Annotated in this window: 18 protein-coding genes; 3 read left to right on the top strand and 15 right to left on the bottom strand. The window is 63.5% G+C overall.

Going from position 1 to position 23,033, the window contains the following annotated elements; all coding sequences use genetic code 11:
• Positions 1–75: 75 nt before the first annotated feature.
• Together WA950_RS00625 and WA950_RS00620 are read left to right on the top strand one after the other, a co-directional pair.
• On the top strand, positions 76–3,387 hold the full coding sequence (locus tag WA950_RS00625) for an efflux RND transporter permease subunit (RefSeq protein ID WP_424549735.1): 3,312 nt from the start codon (positions 76–78) through the stop codon (positions 3,385–3,387).
• 153 nt (positions 3,388–3,540) lie between these two features.
• A complete protein-coding gene (locus WA950_RS00620; protein ID WP_424549734.1) occupies positions 3,541–4,224 on the top strand; it encodes a Crp/Fnr family transcriptional regulator in 684 nt (227 codons plus the stop codon).
• A 28-nt stretch (positions 4,225–4,252) separates the two neighbouring features.
• On the opposite strand, the gene WA950_RS00615 is transcribed toward WA950_RS00620, so the two are convergent.
• The 12 genes from WA950_RS00615 to WA950_RS00560 all read right to left on the bottom strand — a co-directional run bounded on the left by WA950_RS00615 (position 4,253) and on the right by WA950_RS00560 (position 16,641).
• On the bottom strand, positions 4,253–4,891 hold the full coding sequence (locus tag WA950_RS00615) for a Urease operon accessory protein (RefSeq protein ID WP_424549733.1): 639 nt from the start codon (positions 4,889–4,891) through the stop codon (positions 4,253–4,255).
• A 10-nt stretch (positions 4,892–4,901) separates the two neighbouring features.
• Entirely contained in the window at positions 4,902–5,318 is a 417-nt protein-coding gene (locus WA950_RS00610; protein WP_424550046.1) for a lysozyme inhibitor LprI family protein, read from the bottom strand.
• A gap of 224 nt (positions 5,319–5,542) precedes the next feature.
• The gene (locus tag WA950_RS00605; protein WP_424549732.1) at positions 5,543–6,661 is read right to left on the bottom strand and encodes a branched-chain amino acid ABC transporter substrate-binding protein; all 1,119 of its coding nucleotides are present in this window, start codon (positions 6,659–6,661) and stop codon (positions 5,543–5,545) included.
• Positions 6,662–6,773: 112 nt separating this feature from the next.
• Positions 6,774–7,118 (bottom strand): DUF6867 family protein, encoded by a 345-nt coding sequence (locus tag WA950_RS00600; RefSeq protein ID WP_424549731.1) that lies wholly within the window; start codon positions 7,116–7,118, stop codon positions 6,774–6,776.
• A gap of 102 nt (positions 7,119–7,220) precedes the next feature.
• Positions 7,221–7,946, bottom strand: coding sequence for an ABC transporter ATP-binding protein (locus WA950_RS00595; RefSeq protein ID WP_424549730.1), 726 nt, complete (start codon positions 7,944–7,946; stop codon positions 7,221–7,223).
• Positions 7,943–8,854, bottom strand: coding sequence for an ABC transporter ATP-binding protein (locus WA950_RS00590; protein ID WP_424549729.1), 912 nt, complete (start codon positions 8,852–8,854; stop codon positions 7,943–7,945). Before WA950_RS00590 ends, WA950_RS00595 begins: the two co-directional genes overlap by 4 nt.
• A complete protein-coding gene (livM, locus tag WA950_RS00585; RefSeq protein WP_424549728.1) occupies positions 8,854–10,245 on the bottom strand; it encodes a high-affinity branched-chain amino acid ABC transporter permease LivM in 1,392 nt (463 codons plus the stop codon). Before livM ends, WA950_RS00590 begins: the two co-directional genes overlap by 1 nt.
• 4 nt (positions 10,246–10,249) lie before the next feature.
• A complete protein-coding gene (locus tag WA950_RS00580; protein WP_424549727.1) occupies positions 10,250–11,152 on the bottom strand; it encodes a branched-chain amino acid ABC transporter permease in 903 nt (300 codons plus the stop codon).
• Between the two features lie 438 nt (positions 11,153–11,590).
• Positions 11,591–12,145: a sarcosine oxidase subunit gamma gene (locus tag WA950_RS00575; protein ID WP_424549726.1), complete on the bottom strand. Its 555-nt coding sequence runs from the start codon at positions 12,143–12,145 to the stop codon at positions 11,591–11,593.
• A 10-nt stretch (positions 12,146–12,155) separates the two neighbouring features.
• Positions 12,156–15,110, bottom strand: coding sequence for a sarcosine oxidase subunit alpha family protein (locus WA950_RS00570; RefSeq protein ID WP_424549725.1), 2,955 nt, complete (start codon positions 15,108–15,110; stop codon positions 12,156–12,158).
• Positions 15,107–15,382, bottom strand: a complete 276-nt coding sequence (locus WA950_RS00565; protein WP_424549724.1) for a sarcosine oxidase subunit delta — start codon at positions 15,380–15,382, stop codon at positions 15,107–15,109. The genes WA950_RS00570 and WA950_RS00565 overlap by 4 nt, the downstream gene beginning before the upstream one ends.
• A gap of 8 nt (positions 15,383–15,390) precedes the next feature.
• A complete protein-coding gene (locus WA950_RS00560) occupies positions 15,391–16,641 on the bottom strand; it encodes a sarcosine oxidase subunit beta family protein (protein WP_424549723.1) in 1,251 nt (416 codons plus the stop codon).
• 190 nt (positions 16,642–16,831) lie between these two features.
• Here WA950_RS00560 and cysQ point away from each other — a divergent pair, with 190 nt between their 5' ends.
• A complete protein-coding gene (cysQ, locus tag WA950_RS00555) occupies positions 16,832–17,638 on the top strand; it encodes a 3'(2'),5'-bisphosphate nucleotidase CysQ (protein ID WP_424550045.1) in 807 nt (268 codons plus the stop codon).
• A 17-nt stretch (positions 17,639–17,655) separates the two neighbouring features.
• Here the strand turns inward: cysQ and WA950_RS00550 are convergent, their stop codons facing one another.
• Genes WA950_RS00550 through WA950_RS00540 form a run of 3 tightly spaced genes read right to left on the bottom strand, consistent with a single transcriptional unit; the run spans position 17,656 to position 22,888 of the window.
• Positions 17,656–20,751: an efflux RND transporter permease subunit gene (locus WA950_RS00550; RefSeq protein ID WP_424549722.1), complete on the bottom strand. Its 3,096-nt coding sequence runs from the start codon at positions 20,749–20,751 to the stop codon at positions 17,656–17,658.
• The gene (locus tag WA950_RS00545) at positions 20,748–21,821 is read right to left on the bottom strand and encodes an efflux RND transporter periplasmic adaptor subunit (RefSeq protein WP_424549721.1); all 1,074 of its coding nucleotides are present in this window, start codon (positions 21,819–21,821) and stop codon (positions 20,748–20,750) included. Before WA950_RS00545 ends, WA950_RS00550 begins: the two co-directional genes overlap by 4 nt.
• Positions 21,818–22,888, bottom strand: coding sequence for an efflux RND transporter periplasmic adaptor subunit (locus WA950_RS00540; protein ID WP_424549720.1), 1,071 nt, complete (start codon positions 22,886–22,888; stop codon positions 21,818–21,820). The genes WA950_RS00545 and WA950_RS00540 overlap by 4 nt, the downstream gene beginning before the upstream one ends.
• Positions 22,889–23,033: the final 145 nt, after the last annotated feature.

Here is a 23,033-nt window from a genome sequence, read left to right as displayed (position 1 = left end):
AACCCGGAAATTGCGTAGCGGTTTTGCGTCGAAACAAACGATGGTGTCTGGTCTCTCAACAAGGACTTTGGGGACATGAACTTTTCAGCTTGGTCCATTCGCAATCCGATTGCGCCGCTGCTCGCGTTTTTCCTGCTGATGTATGTCGGCATCCAGTCCTTCTATGCGCTGCCGATCACGCGGTTCCCCAACATCGACGTGCCGATCGTCGCGATCAGCGTGACCCAGAGCGGCGCCGCCCCGGCCGAGCTCGAAGTGCAGGTCACCAAGGAGATAGAGGACGCTGTGGCCGGCATTGAGGGCGTCGACGACATCATGTCGACGGTCACCGATGGCAGTTCCGTTACCTCCGTGCTCTTCAAGATCGAAAAGCCGACAAACCAGGCGCTTCAGGACGTCAAGGATGCGATCGACCGCATCCGAAGCGATCTGCCGGCCTCGGTCGAGGAACCGGTCGTCACCAAGATCGATGTGGAAGGCCAGGCGATCCAGACCTTTGCGGTCTCCTCGCCGAACATGACGCTGGAAGAACTGTCCTGGTTCGTCGACGACAAGGTCAAGCGTGCCCTGCAGGGACAGCCCGGCATCGGCAAGATCGACCGCTTCGGCGGCGCCGACCGTGAGGTCCGCATCGATCTCAATCCCGACAAGCTGGCGTCCTTCGGCATTTCCGCCGCCGACGTGAACCGCCAGATCCGCAGCATGAATGCCGATGTCGGCTCGGGCCGCGGCCAGATCGCCGGGGCCGAACAGGCGATCCGCACGCTGGGCGATGCCCGTTCCGTCGAAAAGCTCACCAACACGATGATCGCGCTGCCGAACGGCCGCTTCGTGCGCCTTTCCGAACTCGGCAACATTACCGATACCTATGAGGAGCCTCGCTCCTTCTCACGCTTCAACGGCAACCCTGTGGTGACATTCGCGGTCTTCCGCTCCAAGGGCGCCAGCGAAGTGACGGTCGCCGAATCCGTCGCCAACTCGCTGGAAAAAGTGCGCGCGCAATATCCGGACGTCTCGATCAGCCTGGTCGACGATTCGGTCTACTTCACCTACGGCAACTACGAGGCCGCGCTGCACACGCTGATGGAAGGCGCATTGCTCGCCGTCATCGTCGTCCTGCTGTTCCTGCGCAACTGGCGGGCGACGCTGATTTCCGCAGTGGCGCTGCCGCTGTCGGCAATCCCCACCTTCTTCGTCATGGACATGCTGGGTTTCTCGCTCAACCTCGTCTCGTTCCTGGCGCTGACGCTCGCCACCGGCATCCTGGTCGATGACGCGATCGTGGAGATCGAGAACATCGCGCGGCACATCCGCATGGGCAAGACGCCCTACCGGGCCGCGATCGAGGCTGCCGACGAAATCGGCCTTGCCGTCATCGCCACCACCTTCACCATCATCGCGGTCTTCGTGCCGGTCTCCTTCATGCCGGGCATTCCAGGCCAGTACTTCATCCAGTTCGGCCTGACGGTGGCGGTGGCGGTGTTCTTCTCCCTTGCCGTGGCGCGCCTGATAACACCCGTCATGGCGGCCTACCTCATGCGCTCCGGCGACGCGGACGGCCATGGCGAGGAGAAGGAAGGCGCCATCATGCGCGGCTACACCTGGCTCGTTAGCAAGACGACCAGCAAGTGGTATGCCCGCTATGCGACGCTCCTTGCCGCCATCGTCTTCCTCGTCGCCTCGGTCAGCCTGCTCTTCACCGTTCCCGGCAGCTTCCTGCCGCCGGAAGACGCCTCGCGCGTCGTGCTTTCCGTCGAGCTGCCGCCGGATGCTATGCTGGAGGATACGGACCGCACGACCACACAGATCTACGACAGGGTCAAGGACATCAACGGCGTTGAAAGCGTCTTCGTGCTCGGCGGCTCCTCGCCGAAGGGCGATCTGGAACTGCGCCGCGCCTCCGTGACCGTCATCCTCGACAAGCTCGAACATTCGCTGGTCCACAAGCTGGTGAACGATGTCGCCGGCAACATTCCGGTGATCGGCGCATACCTGCCGAAGATCGAGGCGAAGGGCCGTGTGCGTCCGCAATGGGATATCGAGAAGGAAATCTTCGCGACGCTGCGCGATATCCCCGACGTGCGCATCATCAAGCTCAACGACCGCGGCGAACGCGACCTTGCCTTCAACCTGCTCTCCAACAACGAGGCGGACCTCAACAACACCGTCGCCGTGCTGGAATCGAGGCTGCGCGCCGATCCGCTGCTGTCGAATGTCAGCTCGGAAGGCTCGCTGCCGCGGCCGGAACTGCAAATCCGCCCGCGCGACGACCAGATGGCCCGTCTCGGCATCACCACGGCGCAGATCTCCGAAGTCGTGCGCGTCGCCACCATCGGCGATATCGACTCCCAGCTGAGCAAAGTCTCGCTCGACGACCGGCTGATCCCGATCCGCGTTCAAGTCGACCGCAGCTTCCGCACCGACCTCGCCGCAATCCGCAACCTCAAAATCCAGACGGCAGGCGGCCAGTTCGTGCCGCTGTCGAGCGTGGCGGATATCGACTATTCGGAAGGCCCGAGTTCGGTGAAGCGGCACAACCGCAACCGCGTCGTCTCGATCGGATCCGACCTGCAGCAGGGCGTGGCGCTCGACACGGCAACCGCCCGATTCAAGGACATCGCCTCCAACATCGACATGCCGGCGACCGTGCAATTCGCCGAAAGCGGCGATGCGGAAATCCAGGCGGAGATGCAGCAATCCTTCGGCAATGCCATGCTGCTCGGCCTGCTGCTCGTGCTGATGGTGCTGATTCTGCTCTTCAAGGACGTGATCCAACCCTTCACCATCCTCCTCTCGCTGCCGCTGGCCATCGGCGGCGTGGCGGCGGGGCTGATCCTGACGCAGAACGCACTTTCCATGCCCGTCCTCATCGGCATCCTGATGCTGATGGGCATCGTGACGAAGAACGCGATCCTGCTCGTCGACTTCGCCATCGAGATGATGCACCACGGCATGGACCGGGTGGAGGCGATGATCGAAGCAGGCCGCAAGCGCGCCCGGCCGATCGTCATGACCTCCATCGCCATGTCGGCCGGCATGCTGCCCTCGGCGCTCGGCGTCGGCGAAGGCGGCTCGTTCCGCTCGCCGATGGCGATCGCGGTGATCGGCGGCATTATCGTGTCGACCGTGCTGTCGCTGGTCGTGGTGCCGTCCTTCTTCCTGATCATGGACGACGTGTCTCGCTTCCTCGGCTGGCTGTTCGGCCGCTTCGTCGGCAAGAAGGACGAGGAACTGCTGGCCATGGAGCCGGAAGCCCTCACCCGCCTTGCCGACCAGACCGCCCGCGACGTGAGCGATCTCGAAAAGCGGATCGAAACACTCGAAAAGAAGGATGGCGGGCGCAAACCGTTCAGCGTGGTGCACCGCTCGCCGCTCGCGGCCGAATAGACGCACCGCTGCGAAATAATCGGCTGGCCAAGGTTGTACCGGGCCAGCCGTTTTCGTCCTGATTGATCGAAATCAAGTAGGACTTGCCCGACCTCGACTATCGTCCTGTCATCGAAATTCGAACGACGCCTGCGGGAGCATGGAGTGAGATCGATGAACAGGCTGATGAAACCCGGCGCACGGGAACGCGAAACCCTGCTTAATTCGGGGCTTCTGTCCGCGCTCGGTGTCGAGAGCGTCACGGGGATGATGGAAATCGCGGCCATAGGCAGCCTGCCGGCGCGCCAGATATTGTTCCGCGAGGGCGAGCCCGCCGACATGCTGCATTGTGTGCTCTCGGGCTATCTACGCGTCTACAAGCTCGACCCGGACGGACGGGAGGCCGATGTGGAGCTCTACGGCCCCGGCGACCTGATCGGCGCCAGCGTCGTACTCGATGGCGGCCGCTATAGCGCCACCGCACAGGCTGCGGAACCTTCCCTGATCGCCCGCTTCGACCTCAAGCGCGTGCGCGAGATCGCCAATCGCAGACCGGACCTTGCCCTGGCATTGGCGACGTCGCTCTCCGCCCAGTTATCCAGGGTGTTCGGAAGTCTTGCCGATGACCGGCTGCACACGGCCCCGCAGCGCGTGGCGCGCTATCTGCTCGGCCATTGCCCGACGGATGGCAAGGCGGCCAGCTTCCGCCTGCCCTATCAGAAGAGCCTGCTGGCCGGCAAACTCGGCCTTGCGCCGGAAGCGCTGTCACGCGCCTTTTCCATGCTGCGGAGCCATGGCGTCAGCGTGCGCGGCCGGCTCGTGCATATCGACGACCCGGAAATGCTTCGGCGGATCTGACGCAACCCGCCCTGCACCAGCAGGACGACTACGGCCCTCGATCGGCTCGCCCGGGAGGATCGAGGCGATGGAGGCGCCCGGCGGCGATGCGGTCCTCCACCCAGCGACGCTCCGCTGCGAAGGGATGCCATTGCCAGCCCTGATGGCCGAAACCGGCGATGGAGATATCGTCATCAGCGTCCGCCATGTTGTCGAGCACATGAGCGATAACGATCAGCCCGGAACTCGGCACCACATAGGGCGAAGGATCGAACCCGGCGAGCGAGGCATCGAGCGCATGATGGACGGTGGCCGGAACGACGCGCAACCGCCGGCCGGTCGCTTGCGCAAATGTCTCGAACCCCGCCGTATAGTCATCGCAGAAATCGTCGAGATCGGGATGGCTCCGCGAGAGCGGTTCCCGCATGGCGGCAAACATCTGCGACGCGCGCACGCACCAGATTTCCCTCGCCTGCCGCACGCATTCGCTTGCCTTCCATTGCCCGCCCGCCAGCATTTCCAGCGCCGGACGGCCGGTATTGCAGACGGCAATGATATCTGTGCGCGATCCACCGTTTCCGGCAGAACGGCACAGATTGAAGCGGATCACGATATCGGCAGCATCGATCGCGCTGGCCGCCTCTTCCGGGATAGGGCCGTTTCCAACGATGGCGATCCGGCGCGGCACCTGCTACTCCTCAGTTTTTCGTCTCGTAGACTGTCTTCAGCTCCGCCGTACGCTTGCGCGTCAGGTCGGCAAGGCAACCGGAAACGAGCATGGGCTCCATCGAGCCGCCGCGCGCCTCGAACCCGGAAAGTTCGCATTGACCGTCGCGATAGCCGATCCAGGATCGCTGGGCACGCTTCAGCGCATCGACGGCACCGACATATTGCTCGCCCATATCCTTGAGATCAGCGTCCATCTTCTGCGTCGCCTCCGTCGCCTTCTTGTAGGCCGCGTTCAGCTCCTCATCGGCATCCGCATAATCGCGATGCGCGCAGATATTCATATCCATCTGCGTTACGGCATTGCTGCAATCGACCGCCGGCTCTTCCTGAGCCGTAGCGAACGAAACCGAGACAAGAAGGGTTGCGGAGGCAAGAAGCATGCGGATCTGAAAAGGCATGTGAGGGTTCCCTATAACGGTCTGGCTGAAGTTATGGATTTGACGTTTCACACGGGCGGGATCACGCAGCTGCCAGCAAAAAAAACATAGTGCCGTATCCCTGCGATCTCAACCGGCTCGAAAAGCCGCCACAAAGAAGCCCGGCGCGAAGGCCGGGCTTGAAGTGGAAAAGGCCGGGCGGCGTGCATGCACCGCCCGTTCCGAAGGAAAAATCAGTCGTTCTGGACGTAGGTGTACTTGCCGTCGTCACCCTTCTTCCAGGTGTACATGACGTAGTCCGGACGGGTGATGTCGCCCTTTTCGTCAAAGCCAAGCTCGCCGATGGCGGTCTTGAACGGACCCTTCGACTTGATGGCTTCGGCAACAGCCTGCGGATCGGTTCCGCCGGCAGCCTTGGCAGCTTCAGCGATGACCTGAAGGGCTGCGTAGGAGTAGAGCGTGTAGGCTTCCGGCTCGAAACCGGCAGCGCGGAACTTCTCGACGAGCTCCGTGGCGGCGGGGTTCTTACGCGGATCGGGCGCGAAGGTCATCAGCGTGCCATCGACGGCGTCGCCGGCGATCGATGCCAGTTCGTTCGAGACGATACCGTCACCCGAGATGAAGGTTGCCTTCAGGCCCTGGTCGGCAGCCTGGCGCTCGATGAGGCCGAACTCGGTGTGCAGGCCGCCCCAGTAGACGACCGATACGCCAGCTTCCTTCATCTTCGCGACGAGCGCGGAGAAGTCCTTGTCGCCGACGTTTACGCCTTCGTAGAGGACTTCCGTCACGCCGGCTTCATTGGTCGCCTTCTTGGTTTCGTCGGCAAGGCCCTGACCATACGGGGTCTTGTCGTGGAGAACGGCGAGCTTCGCGTCCTTGAAGTTGGCAGCGATGAAGGAGCCGGCTACGGCGCCCTGCTGGTCGTCACGGCCGCAGGTACGGAACGTGTTCCACAGGCCGCGCTCGGTGTAGGTCGGGTTGGTGGAAGCCGGCGAAACCTGCAGGATGCCGTTTTCGGCATAGATTTCCGAAGCCGGGATGGAAACGCCCGAGTTGAAGTGGCCGACAACGAACTTCACACCGTCAGCAACGAACTTGTTGGCGACCGAAACGCCCTGCTTCGGGTCGGACACGTCGTCGCCCAGCACAACCTTGATCTGTTCGCCATTGATGCCGCCGGCCGCATTGATATCGGCTGCAGCCTGTTCGACACCCTTCTGGATCTGTGCGCCGAATGCGGCGTTCGGACCGGTGATCGGGCCGCCGACGCCGACCAGGATGTCGGCCCAGGCGCTGCCGCTGAACGCGACCATTGCAGCCAAAGCAACAGCCGACATGAGAGACTTCTTCATATTATTACTCCCAGATTTAATAGCGGGCTGGTCTCGACCGGGCGCAACACCCGCTTTCATTGCGCCGGTATCTCTTTACCGCGACCGAAGAACAGCCGTGGCGTTCCCTTTGTTATTTCGACTTCCAGGAGAAGGGTGAGACCTTTTCATAGAGCCAGTAGTAGTTGTTGGACATTTGCCGCGTGCGATAATAGCGGAAGCCGAGCGTAGCAAACAACAAAAGCACGATCGTGTCCACGATATAGTATTGTGCCGTCAGCATGCTGCCGTGGAACAGGGCATGATGGATGAAACGGATCGCGGCGCCCAGAAGCAGCACATACACGACCAGCGTTCCATAGTTCTGCCAGTTCTCCGCAACGCTCTTGCCGGTGCGCCAGGCAGTCCAGCCGCCCATGATGACCGTGATGAACAGGAACTGCCAGACGGACGGTTCTTCGTAGAGAATTCCCTGCATTTTCTTAACTCCCCTACAGCGCCACGCATCATGAAACGCGCGCAGCTTGCTGTAACTTCCTGCATCTGCACGTGACCCCACGCGGGATCACGTGCGGCCAGCCTAGTGGCGTCCGCCTTCGAGATAGGCGGCGCGCACTTCCGGGTTGGCCAGAAGTTCCTTGCCCGAGCCGCTCATCGTCACCAGACCGTTGACCATAACATAGGCCCGGTCGGAGAGCTTCAGCGCGGCAAAGGCGTTCTGCTCGACGAGAAACACGGTCAGCCCCTGCTCCTGATTCAAGACCTTGATGGCATCGAAGATCTGCTTGACGATCAGCGGCGCGAGGCCGAGCGACGGCTCGTCGAGCAGCAGCAGTTTCGGACGCGCCATCAGCGCGCGACCGATGGAGAGCATCTGCTGCTCGCCACCCGAGAGCGTGCCGCCACGCTGGGCCTGGCGTTCCTTGAGGCGCGGGAAGAGCGTGAAGATCTTTTCCACATCCTCGTTGAAATACTTCAGATTGTCGAGGCTCGCGCCCATCTGGAGGTTTTCATAGACCGTCATGCGCGGAAAGATGCGGCGACCTTCTGGCGACTGAGCGATACGGCGGCGCGCGATCAGGTGCGTCGGCTGACGGGTAATGTCCTCGCCGTCGAAAATGACGGAGCCGGTACGGGCCTGAGGGCTGCCGCAGATCGTCATCATCAGGGTCGACTTGCCGGCACCGTTCGCGCCGATAAGGCTGACGATTTCGCCCTTCTTCACATCGACATTGACCCCGGCAAGCGCGCGGATATTGCCGTAGTAGGTTTCCACGCCCTGGACGCTGAGAAGTGTATCGCTCATTCCTGCGTACCTCCCTGCGAACCTTCGCCCTCCGCGATCACCTCAATTTCCTCGATCACCTCTTCGACCTCATCATCTTCCACACCGAGATAGGCCGCGATAACCTTCGGATCGTTCTTCACATGGTCCGGCGTGCCGTCCGAAATCTTCTGCCCGTATTCGAGCACGACCACATGGTCGGAGATTTCCATGACCACCGACATGTCGTGCTCGATGAGCAGGATCGACGTGCCGCTGTCCTTGCGGATGGAGCGCAGGAGTTCGTTGAGCGCCAGCGACTCGCGCGGGTTGAGGCCTGCCGCCGGTTCGTCGAGGCACAGGAACTCGGGTCCCGTGCACATGGCGCGGGCGATTTCGAGACGCCGCTGCGCGCCGTAGGGCAGATCGCCGGCCGGGTCATCGGCACGCTCGGTAAGATTGGCCTTGTCCAGCCAGTACCGGGCGACCTCGATCGATTCCGCCACGGCCTTTTTGTAGGTCGGAAAGCCGAGCAGGCCGAGGATCGTGTAGCCGGATGCCTTCATCAGCGGGTTGTGCTGGGCGACCAGCAGGTTTTCCAGCACGGTCAGCCCCGAGAAGAGGCGGATGTTCTGGAAGGTACGCGCCACCTTCGCATCACGGGTGATCTCGAAGTCGGTCATGCGCTCGAGGAGGAACTCCTTGCCCGCCTTCTGGCGCATGGTGATCATGCCCATGGTCGGCTTGTAGAAGCCGGTCACGCAGTTGAAGACCGTGGTCTTTCCGGCGCCGTTGGGGCCGATGAGCGCCGTGATATCGCCGCGCTGCGCCTCGAAGGAGAAGTCGTTGATGGCCATGAGACCACCAAAGCGCATCGAGAGGTGCTCGACTTTGAGGATGGGATCGTTCGTCATCGTATTCGTCGCTACCGTATTCGTCGCGAGGGCCATCAGCCGTGCCCTTCCTTGGTGAAGCTGCCGGAGACTGCCTTGCGTTCCTTGAGGAAGGCAGTCGGCTCCCGGCTTCCAACGAAGCCGCGCGGCTTCCAGACCATGACGGTCACCATCGCCAGACCAAAGATCAGCATACGATAGAGTTCCGGCGTGAATTCGGGTCCGAAGATCTGCTTCAGGAACTGCATCTCACGCAGGAGTTCCGTGCCGCCAACCATCACCGCCGCAGCAACCGCAATGCCCACGAGCGAGCCCATGCCGCCAAGCACCACGATGGCGAGAATGATAGCCGATTCCAGGAAGACGAAGGATTCAGGCGAGACGAAACCCTGGCGCACGGCGAAGAACGCCCCGGCGAAACCGCCGAACATCGCGCCGATGGAAAACGCCGTCAGCTTCGTGGTCACCGTATTGATACCAAGCGAGCGGCAGGCGATTTCGTCCTCGCGCAGTGCTTCCCAGGCGCGGCCGATCGGCATGCGGCGCAAGCGGATCGTCACGTAGGCCGTCAGCAGGGCGAGCGCCAGGATGAGATAGAACAGGAAGATCTTGTAGTAGGCCGAGGACATCGGCAGGCTGAAGACCTTGGCGAAATTGTTCGGGGCGCTGACATCGAAGGACCAGATGCCGAAGACAGAGGCCTTCGGAATGCCCGAAACACCGAAGGTGCCACGGGTCACTTCCGTCCAGTTGATGAGGACGAGACGGATGATCTCACCAAAGGCGAGCGTCACGATGGCCAGGTAGTCGCCCTTGAGGCGCAGCACCGGGAAGCCCAGGATCATGCCCCAGAAGGCGGCAAGGATGCCGGCGAGCGGCAGGAGGATCCAGAACGAGAAGCCGAAATGCTGCGAGAGCAGAGCGTAGGAATAGGCGCCGACCGCATAGAAGGCGACGTAGCCGAGGTCGAGCAGGCCGGCAAGGCCGACGACGATGTTGAGACCCCAGGCCAGCATTACGTAGATGAGGATCTGGATACCGAAATTGTCGACCCATTTCAGCGAGCCCTGCACGCCGAAGAGCATGACCATGAGCGGCGGGTAGAAGATCAGCGCGACGATGGCGATCTTGCTGAAGTTGCGCTTGAAGAAGCTTTCCTCGCCTTCCTCCGATGGCTTTGCGGCGGTGGCGGCCTTGCGGGCTGCCATCCAGGGACGCAGATAGGCGACGCTGAGGAAACGGCCGACGGCGGCGACGATCACGAAGACCGCCAGCAGCCCCCAGCGCTGGTTCAGCACAAGCTCGTTGCGGATGTTCTGCGTGGTCTCGAGACCGACGAACAGGACGAACAGACCAAGCGAGACGAGGCCGGCAAAAGCGCCCTCGCGCAGAGCCCGCGCCGTCAGGTTACCGTCGGCGCTCTCAGTAGTTTTAGAAATGTTGGACATGAAATCAAACCTTCTCGACTTCCGGTCGTCCGAGTATCCCGGACGGCTTGAAGATCAGGACGATGGCGAGAATGGAGAACGTCGCGACGTCCTTGTAGTCGATGGTGAAGTATGCGGACCACAGGCTCTCGATAAGGCCAATGAGCAGACCGCCGAGAACAGCGCCCGGAAGCGAGCCAATGCCGCCCAGAACCGCGGCCGTGAAGGCCTTGACCCCCGGAATAAAGCCGTCCGTGAAGACAGTCACGCCGTAATACATCAGGTACATCGTACCGGCGACGGCAGCGAGGCTGGCGCCCATGATGAAGGTCACGGAAATGGTGCGGTCAACGTCGATGCCGAGCAGTGCCGCCATCTTGCGGTCCTGTTCCGTCGCGCGCTGGGCACGACCGAGCGAGGTCTTGTTAACGATGTACCAGAAGATCGTCAGCAGGGAGACCGTCAGGACCATGATGATGATCTGCTTCAGCGAAATCGAGATGCCGAAGACGTTGTAAACCGTCGAGACCATCGGCGGGATCGGCTTGTTGCGCGGACCCTGCGTGACCTGAATGAAGTTCGACAGTGCGATCGACATGCCGATGGCGGTGATCAGCGGCGCCAGGCGGAACGAGCCGCGCAGCGGCCGGTAGGCCATCTTTTCAATCGTCCAGTTCCACAAGGACGCCGTCAACATGGCGGCGATCATCATGACCAGCAGCAAAAGGACGACCGGAAGGCCGACGAAGAAGCTGCTGAGAACGAGGAAGACGATGAGAGCGGCAAATCCACCCAGCATGAAGATATCGCCATGGGCGAAGTTGATCATGCCAATGATGCCGTAAACCATGGTGTAGCCGATGGCTATCAAACCATAAATAGATCCAAGCGTCAGCCCGTTGACGAGCTGCTGGACGAAATATTCCATTTTTAATCCCCCGGATGCGGTTCCTGATCGGCCACATCTCTTGTTCTTGTCGCTCATTTTTGAGCTTGTTAGACAATGCTGATTCCATACCGCTTTCGATACAAAAGAAAAGCCCAAAACGGTCGGATCGACATTTTCTTTAGCAAGAAACGGAAAATGACGCATTCCGCGCCGGAAAAACCAAAAAACAGGCAGCAACAACGGCACTTTTGCGCAAAATAATGCACGAAAGTTGCAGAAGGCGATGCTCCCGATTGAAACATCGCCCTGATTTGTACTGTAGGTCGTTCATCCGTGCATTGTCGAACCGGATGCGTGGCATAGTCGCCCGACGGCACCCAGCCGCACAGATGGACCGGTTCGCCGCCAATGATGCGCAGCCGGAGCACGCCGCCTGATTCGCGCCCGCAGAAGCGTCATGCCACCTGGGTGCTTCTGTCAGCGGGTGGCGAAATCCACCGACAGGTCGAAGCTGCGCGACATGATCTTGAGATCGCCCACCAGGGCTTCGGCGAAGGAACGCATCACGACGAGGTCGAAACTGGTTTCGCCGGTGCGGGCGAGGTTGACCGGCAGGTGTTGGCAAAGAGCGTTCGCCGCCCGGCCGATCGGGAATGCATCCGCGTGCAGATCGACGGCGATGCCGTTTGCGAGGATACGGGCGACATCGGGACCGCTGAGCGTCAGCACGACGCGGCCATGGCTCTGATCGACGATGTGGGCGAAATCGCCGAGCCGGATGGAGAGTTCGGCAGCCAGCGTTTCCGGCGCATGCACCTCCGACAGCACCAGCCATTCGCCGGGGCCGCAAAAGCGCGCCTCGAAGTCGCCATTCGCGACGAGAATGCCGGCTGCCTCCGCCGTCCGGCCGGGCGCGGCCATGACAACGGCAATCGCCATCGCACGGTGAACGGCCAGATGGTTCGCCCGCCGCTCGGAGATCGCCCCGATCGTGCCATCCAGCGCATGCACCGCCTGATAATCGTATGCCATCGCTTCTACCTCACGCCATCAGCTTGCGATTTTCCGGATCGACGAAGACCGGATCGCAGACTTCCGCCGCGGTCTCGACGCCGCGAAGCTGGTCCCAGACCACGATTTTCTCGCCGTACCGCTCGCGGCCTGACTTGAGGAAGGCAAGCGCGATAGGAGCGCCGAGCGTCGGCGAAAAGCAGCTGGAACTGACCCAGCCCTGATCGTTCAGCGTCGAGGGCTTTGCGCCGTCCTTCAGAAGATGGGCCCCGGCCCGCATGTCCTTGTCCATCTCCAGCGCCTTGAGGCCGACGAGCTGCGCGCGATCCGCCGCTGTCAGGCCAAAGCGGGTGGAGAGGCGCTTGCCGATGAAGTCCGGCTTGCTGTTCGCCATCATCCGGCCGAGGCCGGCATCGTCCGGCGTCACGCGGCCGTCGAGTTCGGCATGGGTCACATGGCCCTTCTCGATGCGCAGCACGTTCAGCGCCTCCACGCCATAGGCGCAGATGCCGTGCGCCTGCCCTGCCCGCATCAGCGCATCGGCCGCGGCTTCGCCATAGCCGGCCGGCACCGCAAGCTCATAGGCAAGCTCGCCGGAGAAGGAGATGCGGAAAAGCCGCGCCTTCAGATTGCCCTTCAACCGCACCTCGCGGGCGGCAAGGAACGGGAAGGCCGCATTGGACAGATCGTCCTCGATGACGGCCTGCAAAATTGTGCGCGCCTTCGGCCCGGCAATCGACATCTGCGCCCACTGGTCGGACACGGAGAGGAAGCGCACCTTGAGGTCGGGCCAAAGGACCTGCGCGGCAAACTCCATATGGGAGAGCACCCCGGAGGCCATGGCTGTCGTCGTCGTGACGAGGAAATGCTCCTCCCCGAGCCGGCTCACCGTGCCGTCGTCATAGACCATGCCGTCCTCGCGCAGCATCAGGCCGTAGCGCGCCTTGCCGACGGGCAGTTTCAGGACCGAATTGCAGTAGAGCCGATTGAGGAATTCGGCGGCATCCGGCCCGAAAACCTCGATCTTGCCAAGCGTCGAGACGTCGCAGAGGCCGGCATTTTCGCGCACGTTGCGCACTTCGCGGTCGACGCTTTCCCGCCAGGCCGTTTCCCCGGCCCTCGGGAACCACGACGAACGATACCAGAGCCCGGCATCGATGAAGACCGCGCCGTTGCGCGCCGCCCAGCCATGCAAAGGCGAGCGGCGGGTGGGCATGGCATGTTCACCGACGGCGGTTCCGGCCAGCGCACCGAAGGAGACAGGCGTGTAGAAAGGCCGGAAGGTCGTGGTGCCGACCTCCGCCGGGCTGACGCCGCGCATGGCCGCAAGAATGCCGATGGCGTTGATATTGCCGAGCTTTCCCTGATCGGTCGCCATCCCGCCCGTCGTGTAGCGCTTGGCGTGCTCGACATGGCCGAACCCCTCGCGCACGGCAAGACCGAGATCCCTAGTGTGCACGTCGTTCTGGAAATCGACGAAGGCCTTGGATTTCGCACCCGGCACATGCCAGAGCGCAGTGAAGGAGGGATCGGTCTCTTCACCGACAACGGGGCGCTCGAAACCTGCGACACGTCGTCCTAGCGTCTCCACGATGGCCGACGCCTTGCGTGCGCCATCCTCGAAGCATTCGGAGAGCCGATAGTGACCCGCCGCGGCACCGGCCATGACGAGGCCGCCCACCTGCGGCGCGAGGAAGGCCTGCAGCGCCTCGGACCATACCGGCTTGCCGCCGCGCTGGCAGGCAAGATGGACGACCGGGCTCCAGCCGCCGGACATGGCGACGGCATCGCAGGCGATCAGTTCCTCGAAACCGCCGCGATCCGTGACGATCCCGCGAACCCGCTGGCGGCCTTTCGTATCGACGATGGAACCGCCGCGAATGATCCGGACGCCCTCCGGCACGGCATCGGCCGCTTGCGTGCGGCAGTCGATGAGCGCCGCAATCCCGACGCCTTTCGCCGCAAGCACCTCGGCGGCGCGATATCCGGAAGAACCGTTGGTGAAAATCGCAACCGACTTGCCGGCAGCGACGCCGAAGCGGTTAGCGTAGGTGCTGACGGCGCTCGCCGTCAGGATACCCGGCCGGTCGTTGCCGCCGAAGACCAGAGGCCGCTCTTCCGCACCGGTCGCAAGGATCGCCTCTCTTGCCACGATGCGCCTCAGGCGTTCCACCGGCCTTGCCGCATCGATGGTCGCGCTGTGTTTCTGCACCCGCTCGACGGCGCCGAAGACATTGTCGTCGTACCAGCCGAACACGGTGGTACGCGGCAGCAGCGTCACGTTCGGGCTGTTCTGGAGTTCGTCGATCGCGCGCCGGGCGAAGATGAAGGGCGCTTCGCCATCCAGCGGGGTGGTCTCGGAAAGCAGCGCGCCGCCGAGCGCGAAATCCTGCTCGGCAAGGATGACCCGCAGGCCAGACCGGGCAGCAACCAGCGCCGCGGCAAGGCTCGCCGGGCCGGAGCCGGCGACGAGCAGGTCGCAATGCGCCCAGCTCTTCTCGTAGCAGTCGGGATCGCGCGGCAGATCCGTGCGGCCAAGCCCGGCGGCGCGGCGGATCAGCGGCTCGTAGACCTTCTCCCAGAAGGCGGCGGGCCACATGAAGGTCTTGTAGTAGAAGCCGGCCGACAGGAAGCGCGACATCCGGTCGTTCACCGCGCCGATATCGAAGGCAAGGCTCGGCCAGCGGTTCTGGCTGGCGGCGACGAGGCCATCGTAGAGTTCCGCGCCCGTCGCCTTGGTGTTCGGGTCGCGCCGCGCGCCGCTGCCGATGGTGACGAGCGCATTGGGCTCGGACGGGCCTGCCGTCACGATGCCGCGCGGGCGGTGATACTTGAAGCTGCGGCCGACGAGCAGCCGGTCATTGGCAAGCAATGCCGAGGCGAGCGTATCGCCGGCATGGCCCGAAAGGCTCGTGCCGTCGAAGGAAAAGCGCACGGCATGACTGCGGTCGATGAGGCCGCCGGAAGCGAGACGATAGGCGGTCATTGCGCGTCTCCCCTTTCCGCGGCGGCGTCGCGCACGGCAAAGACCTCATGGGTAAAATTGTCCCGCTCCACCACAAGCCAGCGGCGGCATCCGGCGACGTGCTGCCAGTGCTCGCGGATGCGCCCGCGCGGATTGGCGCGCACATGCACATAGTCGTGCCAGGCCTCGTCTGCGGCCAGCGGCGCGGGACGCACCGGCGTCGCATCGCCGCGAATGGCAAATTCTTCCTTGGGGCGCGTGCCGCAGTGCGGACAGGAAATCAGGCTCGCCATGGTCTATCTCAATGCAGGTTCGGCTGGGTGCCGGCACCCGCCTCGTCGATCGGGAAACCGCGCTCGAAACGATCGAGCCGCAGCGCGCGCGCCACATGATGGCTCTCGCCCCTGGCGATCAGATGCGCGAAACAGAAGCCGGAGGCCGGCGTCGCCTTGAACCCGCCATAGCACCAGCCGCAGTTGAGGTAGAGGTTTTCGATGGGCGTGCGGTCGATAATGGGCGAACCGTCCATCGACATGTCCATGACGCCGCCCCAGGCGCGCAGCACGCGCACGCGCGAAAGGCCGGGGATCATCGTCACCCCCTCCTCCATGACATGCTCCGCCGTCGCAAGATTGCCTCGCTGCGCATAGGAGGAATAGCCGTCGATCTCCGCGCCGAACACCAGCCCGCCCTTGTCGGACTGCGAGATGTAGAAGTGCCCTGCGCCATAGGTGATGACATGGTCGATGCAAGGTTTCAGCCCCTCGGTGACGAAGGCTTGCAGGACATGGCTCTCCAGCGGCAGCTTCAGCCCGGCCATCTCGCCGACGCGCGACGTATTGCCGGCCGCCGCCAGCGCCAGCTTGTTGCAGCCGATGAAGCCTCTGGTCGTCTCGACGCCGGTGACGACACCGTTTTCGCGGCGGATACCGGTGACCTCGCAATTCTGGATGAGATCGACGCCGTGCCGGTCGGCACCGCGCGCAAAGCCCCAGGCGACCGCATCGTGCCGCGCCGTGCCCGCACGCCGCTGCAACAGGCCGCCGACGATCGGGAAGCGGGCATGGTCGAAATTGAGGAAGGGCAGCATCTTCTTCAGCGTCTCGCGATCGAGCTGCTCGGCTGCAACACCCTCCATCATCATGGCATTGCCGCGTCGCGTATAGTGATCGCGCTGGCTGTCATTGTGGTAGAGGCTGATGATGCCGCGCTGCGAGAGCATGACGTTGTAGTTGAGGTCCTGCTCCAGCCCTTCCCAGAGCTTCAGCGAGAATTCGTAGAACGGCTCGTTGCCGGGCAGCATGTAGTTCGAGCGCACGATGGTCGTGTTGCGCCCGACATTGCCGGAGCCGAGATAGCCCTTTTCCAGCACCGCGATGTTGCGCATGCCGAATTCCTTGGCGAGGTAGTAGGCCGTCGCAAGCCCATGTCCGCCGCCGCCGACGATGATCACGTCGTAATGCGGCTTCGGCTGCGGCTCGCGCCAGGCTGGTTTCCAGCCGAGATTGCCGGAAAGGGCTTGCTTGAAGATGGAAAGGGCGGAGTAGCGCATGCGAAATCCCGGATCAGTTGGCCCACATTCGCATATGCAGCACAAACAGCAAGGCGGGGCGGTGTCACACCCTGCACAAGCGTCACTCTTTCCACATGACCTTGATGGCACACAACATTGCTTTCAGCCCGGCACGCGTCTAAGCCAGTGGCAGAAAAGGCCGGAGACGATGCAGGCAGACCTTGCGGAACTGAAACAGGTGATGGAGCGCGCCGCACTGGCAGCCGCCCGCGCCATCATGGCGATCCACAGCGCCGGGCCCGACGTGCAGTACAAGCCGGACAGCTCGCCGGTGACGGAGGCGGACGAGGAGGCCGAGCGGCTGATTCTCGCCGCGCTCGGGCAGCACTTTCCCGCCATCCCCGTCGTCGCCGAAGAGGCGGTCGCTGCCGGGAATATTCCAGACATTTCCGGCGGCCTGTTCTTCCTCGTCGATCCGCTCGACGGCACCAAGGAATTCATCGCCGGCCGCGCCGAATTCACCGTCAATATCGCGCTCATCCGCGATGGCGCGCCCATTGCCGGCATCGTGCTTGCGCCTGCCCTGTCCTGCGGCTTCGTCGCGGTGGAAAACCGCGCCGAGCGCTTCACAGTGACGAGCGATTTTTCCGTCGGCGAAAGACAATCCATCGGCTGTCGCGACCGCGGCAAGGCGCTGACCGCCGTCGCCAGCCGCTCGCACGACACGCCGGAAACCGCGCGTTTTCTCGACGACCACGGCATCGATGCCTGCACCGCCATCGGCTCGTCGCTGAAATTCTGCCTCGTCGCCGAGGGCCTTGCCGACGTCTACCCGCGCTTCAGCCGCACCATGGAATGGGACACGGCGGCGGGCGACGCGGTCCTGCGCGCCTCCGGCGGCGAGACGCACACGCTGGATGGCGCGCCGCTTGCCTACGGCAAGCGCAACCAGGCGCATGATGCGGATTTCGCCAATCCCAACTTCATCGCGGCGGGCACCGGCTGGAGCGCCAACGTCTCCGCCGTGGCGGACTGACCGAGCCGTCAAGCGGCCTATGTCGCGGGGACCGTATCCTCAGGCGCGGGCGTGGGGACGTCCCCTTCCTCCCTGGCTTCCGGCTTGATGCGGAACCAGGCGATGTAGAGCGCCGGCAGGAAGAGCAGCGTCAGCACCGTACCGACGATGATGCCGCCCATCATGGCGTAGGCCATCGGGCCCCAGAACACTTCGCGCGAGATGGGGATAAGTGCGAGGCTTGCCGCCGCCGCCGTCAGCATGATCGGCCGCATGCGGTGTTCCGTCGCCTCGCGCACCGCATCCCAGGGATGCATGCCCTCCCGCCTCAAGTCCTCGATCTGCACGACAAGGATGACCGAGTTGCGGATCAGGATGCCGATCAGCGCCAGCACCCCGAGGATCGCGACGAAGCCGAGCGGCGCGCCGCTGCCGATGAGCGCGATGACCACCCCGATGAGCGCCAGCGGCGCCACCGCGAAGACAAGGAAGAGCCGCGAGAAGCTCTGGAGCTGGAGCATCAGGATCGTCGCCATGGCGAAGAGCATCAGCGGCACGACCGCAACGATCGGCGCCTGGCTGTTGGTGCTCTCTTCCACCGCACCGCCGATGGCGACACTGTAGCCGGACGGCAGGCTCTCGCTGAATGCCGAGACATCCTTTTCCATCTGCGAGACGATCGTCGCCGGCTGCACCCCGCCGGTGACGCTTGCCTTGACCGTGATGGTGGGCTGGCGCGAGCGCCGCCAGACGACGGGCTGCTCCATTTCGTAGCGGAAGTTCGCGACGGCGGCGAGCGGCACCGAGGTGCCGTTTGCCGTCGGAAGCTGCATCTGGCGCAGCGTGTCGATGGATTCGCGTTCGCTCGCCCGTGCCCGGCCGACGACGTCGATCAGGTAGACGTCGTCACGGATCTGGGTGACCGTCGTGCCGCCGACGACGCCGTTCAGCGCGTAGGAAATGTCCTGCGAGGTCACGCCAAGCTGGCGGGCCTTGTCCTGCAGCACATCGACCTTCACCACGCGCGCAGGCTCGTTCCAGTCATAGACGATGTCGCCGAGCCGGTTGTTCTTGCCGAGCAGTTCGCCGAAGGAGAGCGCGTGGGCGCGTACTTCCTGAATGTCCGGTCCGCTGACGCGGTACTGAATCGGCCGGCCGACCGGCGGTCCGATATCGAGCAGCTTGACCAGCGCATCCGTGCCGACGAAGGTCGTGCGCAGATAGGCCTCAAGATCCGCCTTCAGCCGGTCGCGCGCCTCCAGGTCCTTGCTGACGATGATCGTCTGGCCGAAGGCCGGCGACGGCGGCTGCACGTCGAAGGACAGCAGGAAGCGCACCGCGCCCTCGCCGACATAGGAAGACCAGCGCTCGATATCCGGATTGCCCTTCAGCTTCTCCTCCTCGAACCTGGCGATTTGCACATTGGTCTCGGCAATCGAGGCGTTCTGCGGCAGCGCCCAGTCGATGACCAGCTCCGGCCGGTCGGAAGACGGGAAGAACTGCTCCTGCACGAAGCGCATGGCGAAGACCGAGACGCAGAAGACCAGCACGGTCGCGACGATGGTCGTCCATTTCCAGCGCATGCAGACATCGAGCAGACGCGCGAAGGTCCGGGTGACCCAGCCCTTCTGCTCATGGTGCTTCTTCATGCTGTTCGGCAGGATGGTTACGCCGAGCAGCGGCGTGAAGATGACGGCGACCACCCACGACACGACAAGCGAAATCGCGATGACGACGAAGAGGCTGAAGGTGAACTCACCGGCCGCGCTGTTGTTGAGGCCGATCGGGATGAAACCCGCCACCGTCACCAGCGTCCCGGTCAGCATCGGGAAGGCGGTGGACGTATAGACATAGGTCGCCGCCTTGCGCAGCGAATCGCCCGCTTCCAGCCGCGACACCATCATCTCGACGGCGATCATGGCGTCGTCCACGAGAAGGCCGAGCGCGATGATCAACGCGCCGAGCGATACACGCTGCAAGGATATGCCGTCGTAGTACATGAAGACGAAGGTGATCGCGAGCGTCAGCGGAATGGACAGCGCCACGACGAGGCCGGCGCGAAGCCCGAGACTGATGAAGCTGACGATGAGAACGATGGCAACCGCCTCGAACAACGCGCGCGTGAAGCCGGAAACGGCCTCCTCGACGACCTTCGGCTGGTCGGAAACGAGATGCACGTCGACGCCGACCGGCAGTTCATTCGACAGAAGCTCGATCTCCTTTTCGACGGCGGCGCCGAATTCCAGTAGATTGGAGCCCTGCTTCATGCCGATGGCAAGGCCGATCGCCGGCTCGCCATTGAAGCGGAACAGCGCCGATGGCGGGTCCTGGTAACCGCGGGTAATCGTTGCGATGTCGCTAAGGCGGAAGAAGCGGTTGTTGACGCGCAGATTGACCTCGCGAAGGCTCTCTTCCGAGGAGAACTGCCCGCCGACGCGCACGCTGACGCGCTCGCCGCCTGCCTGCACCACGCCGGACGGCGCAATCGCATTCTGGGCCTGGAGCGTCGAGACGACCTGCTGGATGGAGATGCCGAGGGCCGCAAGCTGGCGCGTCGAGAATTCAAGATAGATCACCTCGTCCTGCGCGCCGACGAGATCGACCTTGCCGACATTCGGCACGGTGAGGACGCGCCTGCGGGCATCCTCGACGTAGTCGCGCAACTGGCGCTGCGTCAGGCCGTCGGCGGTGAAGGCGTAGATATTGCCGAAGACGTCGCCGAAGCGGTCGTTGAAGGCCGGGCCGACGACGCCCGAGGGAAACTCCCCGCGAATGTCGTTGATCATGTTGCGCACGGTCACCCAGGTCGGCGCCACATCGCGCGCACGGGTCGTCGGCTTCAGGTTGACGAAGACCAGCGTCTGGCCGGGCGTCGTCACGCTGCGGCTGAAATCGAGCGATTCCAGCTCTTCGAGCTTGCGCTCGATGCGCTCGGTCACCTGCCGCGTCGTCTCTTCCACGGAAGCGCCGGGCCAGGCGGCGCTGATCGTCATCGTCTTGATGACGAAGGACGGGTCCTCCTCGCGGCCAAGATTCTGATAGGTGAAGAAACCGAGCAGCGCGAAGACGATCATGAAGTACCAGACGAGCGACGCGTGATCGAGCGCCCAGTCCGAAAGGTTGAACTTCTTCATAGGCTTGCCTCGTCTTCGATCTTGATCTTCTGACCTTCTTCGAGGCTGTTCACCCCAGCGGTGACGACGCGGTCACCTTCCTTCAGCCCGCTCGGCACGGGAAGATAGCGGCCGACGGCAGCGCCCGTCTCGATCGGCGCCAGATGCACCTCGCCCTTGGCTCCATCAACGAGCCAGACATGCGGCTTGCCGTCTTTTTGCAGCACAGCCGTTTCCGGCACCATGATGACGGTGAGGTCCGGCCCTTCAAGCTCAGCGGTTATGGTCGTGCCGAGCCGGACCGTCGCAGGCGGGTTTTCCAGCGCGATCTTGACGCGCCGGGTGCGGGTAAGCGCATCGGCGGAGGGCGCAACCTCGCGCACTGTGCCCTTGACGACGATCGCGGGGTTGATCTGCAGGGATACCGTGAACCGGCTGCCCACGGCGATTGCTTCCGCCGTTTCGGGAATATCCACGACCGCGTCCCGCTCATCCGGCCGGGCGACGGTAACGATGGCCTCGCCGGGCGAGACGGTCTGCCCGACCTCGGCGCCCGTCGCGACGACGACACCATCGAACTCGGCCAGGATCCGGGTATAGGAAAGCTGTTCCTCCGCCTTGACCAGCGCCGTGCGGGCGCGAATGAGACCGGCATCGGCCGCCTCGCGCGACTGTTCGGCGCTTTCAACCGCAGCCTTGGCCGCCGCATTCGACTGGAGCAGCGTCGTCTGCCGCTCTTCGGTTGCGATGGCGCTCGAAAGCGTCGCCTCGGCGCTGGAAAGTTCGGCGCGGGCAGAACGGACCGCAAGCTCATAGGCCGTCCCATCAAGCACGGCGAGCACGTCGCCCTTCCGCACGAGATCGCCGACATGGACGCTGCGCGAGACGAGACGCCCGGCGACACGCGAGCCGAGCACAGCCTGCACCTTCGCCTGCACTACGCCGGCAAAACGCGTGCCGGGCAGCGCGGTCGGCGCGACGATGATCGAAAGCACGGGCCGCGGCGGAGCGGCCGCTTCCTCTTCCTTGTTGCAGCCGGCAAGCGCGGCGGCGGCGATGAAGGCCATGACCAGCGGGAAGGAAATCCTCATTGAGTGGCTCCTTCCGTCGCGATGACGGTCTGGCCGGGCCGGAGCAGCTTCGTGCCGTCGGCGACATAGGTCTCGCCTTCCTCGACGCCGCCCGAAACGAGGGCGGAGCCCGTTTCGAAGGACAGCACCTCGACCGGACGCAGGCTGACGGTGTTCTTTTCCTTGTCGATGATCCACAGCGCCGGTTTGTCGTCGATGCCGGCAAGCGCCTGCCACGGCACGACCGCGACACGGCGCGGCGCGAGCGCCCCGACGCCGACGACGGAAGCACCGAGCGTCATTTCCGGCGGCGTATGATCCATGGCGATCTTCACTCGCACCGTGCCGGTCTGGCTATCGATGGTCGGCGAGACCTCGCGCACATTGCCGGTCGTGCGGATCTTGTCGTCGCTGAGCAGCGTGACAACCACGCCATCCTTGGCGGGCTGGGCGAAAAACAGCGATTCATAGACATCGAAGACGGCATCGCGCGGGCCGGTATCGGCAATGGTGAACATGGTCTGCGCCGCCTGCGCGACCTGGCCGCTCTCGGCAAGACGCGCCGTGACGATGCCGTCGGCGGGCGCGCGCAGTTCCGTATAGGAAAGCACTTCCCTGGCCGTATCGCGCTGGGCGATCGCCGCCTCGCGGGCGCTTTCGGCGGTGCGCAGCGCCGTCTCGGCGTCGTCAAAGTCGCGCCTTGTGCTGATGCCGTCGTTCAGCAGCGATTTCTGGCGGTCGAAATTGGTGCGGGCGAGCTTGAGCCGGGCTTCCGCCGCGCGCACGCCCGCCTCCGCCGCCTCCACATCCGCCTTCTGCTCTTCGGGATCAAGCCGGGCCAGAACCTGACCTTCCTTCACCGCATCGCCCACATCGACGAACCAGCCGGTAATGCGCCCGCCGACACGGAAGGACAGATCGGTCTCCAGCCGCGCCACGACCTCGCCGGTGATGGTGATCGACTGCTTGCGTTCCTCGAAATGCACCGGTGCGATATGCACCGGCCGCGCCGCGCCATCGGCCAGGGCCGGCAAGGCAGCGGCGGAAAGCAGAAGCGCCGCCAGCATGATACTTCCCGATCGGGTCATCCTCGTCTCCACCCTTGCAGAAGCCACAACTTACTGTGGACCCTCATTATATCGCGGGGAGCAAGCTGGCAAGCCGCCACCACCAGACGTTGACATGCCACCGGCAAGTGTGGCGGAACCCGGGGAGAAAGCCAATCGGGGCCAT

Origin of the sequence: Shinella sp., from assembly GCF_049651085.1 — a bacterium.
Lineage (GTDB): Bacteria > Pseudomonadota > Alphaproteobacteria > Rhizobiales > Rhizobiaceae > Shinella.
This window is presented reverse-complemented; position numbering and strand designations above follow the sequence as displayed.

Coding starts and splice junctions, on each gene's coding strand:
- WA950_RS00625 (WP_424549735.1), top strand. CDS start 76: ATGAACTTTTCAGCTTGGTCCATTCGCAATCCGATTGCGCCGCTGCTC.
- WA950_RS00620 (WP_424549734.1), top strand. CDS start 3,541: ATGAACAGGCTGATGAAACCCGGCGCACGGGAACGCGAAACCCTGCTT.
- WA950_RS00605 (WP_424549732.1), bottom strand. CDS start 6,661: ATGAAGAAGTCTCTCATGTCGGCTGTTGCTTTGGCTGCAATGGTCGCG.
- WA950_RS00600 (WP_424549731.1), bottom strand. CDS start 7,118: ATGCAGGGAATTCTCTACGAAGAACCGTCCGTCTGGCAGTTCCTGTTC.
- WA950_RS00595 (WP_424549730.1), bottom strand. CDS start 7,946: ATGAGCGATACACTTCTCAGCGTCCAGGGCGTGGAAACCTACTACGGC.
- WA950_RS00590 (WP_424549729.1), bottom strand. CDS start 8,854: ATGGCCCTCGCGACGAATACGGTAGCGACGAATACGATGACGAACGAT.
- livM (WP_424549728.1), bottom strand. CDS start 10,245: ATGTCCAACATTTCTAAAACTACTGAGAGCGCCGACGGTAACCTGACG.
- WA950_RS00580 (WP_424549727.1), bottom strand. CDS start 11,152: ATGGAATATTTCGTCCAGCAGCTCGTCAACGGGCTGACGCTTGGATCT.
- WA950_RS00575 (WP_424549726.1), bottom strand. CDS start 12,145: ATGGCATACGATTATCAGGCGGTGCATGCGCTGGATGGCACGATCGGG.
- WA950_RS00570 (WP_424549725.1), bottom strand. CDS start 15,110: ATGACCGCCTATCGTCTCGCTTCCGGCGGCCTCATCGACCGCAGTCAT.
- WA950_RS00565 (WP_424549724.1), bottom strand. CDS start 15,382: ATGGCGAGCCTGATTTCCTGTCCGCACTGCGGCACGCGCCCCAAGGAA.
- WA950_RS00560 (WP_424549723.1), bottom strand. CDS start 16,641: ATGCGCTACTCCGCCCTTTCCATCTTCAAGCAAGCCCTTTCCGGCAAT.
- WA950_RS00550 (WP_424549722.1), bottom strand. CDS start 20,751: ATGAAGAAGTTCAACCTTTCGGACTGGGCGCTCGATCACGCGTCGCTC.
- WA950_RS00545 (WP_424549721.1), bottom strand. CDS start 21,821: ATGAGGATTTCCTTCCCGCTGGTCATGGCCTTCATCGCCGCCGCCGCG.
- WA950_RS00540 (WP_424549720.1), bottom strand. CDS start 22,888: ATGACCCGATCGGGAAGTATCATGCTGGCGGCGCTTCTGCTTTCCGCC.